Genomic DNA, 270 nt, shown 5'->3' with positions numbered 1-270 from the left:
CTTTTCTCAGGAACCTGCCATTAATCACATAGACCAGTTCTTTTCTAATATCACGAATCAGTCCAGCGTATACCACGCCCCTAATATTGCTATTGTAATACCAATAATTTGCTAAGGCCTCTGACTTTCTGGCCGCAATCAATACGACCTGTTTCCCCTTTACCGCGGATAACCATTCATTATCACGGTTTATAAATTCAGATAAAGAATCCGTACTGAGATTGATAAACACGAAATCTTTCCTAATTTTCTCCAACGATAGATAAATTA

The 270-nt window shown here is 37.8% G+C and carries 1 pseudogene; it reads right to left on the bottom strand.

Annotated features, from left to right (window positions below):
- Positions 1-270: pseudogene (gene ecpR, locus SB765_RS29915) on the bottom strand (ECP biosynthesis operon DNA-binding transcriptional regulator EcpR); the annotation flags it as partial.

The sequence above is a fragment of the Pseudomonas sp. SIMBA_067 genome (genome assembly GCF_046534675.1).
Lineage (GTDB): Bacteria > Pseudomonadota > Gammaproteobacteria > Pseudomonadales > Pseudomonadaceae > Aquipseudomonas > Aquipseudomonas putida.
Note: the sequence above shows the minus strand (reverse complement) of the source record. Positions and strands in the feature narration are given on the sequence as shown.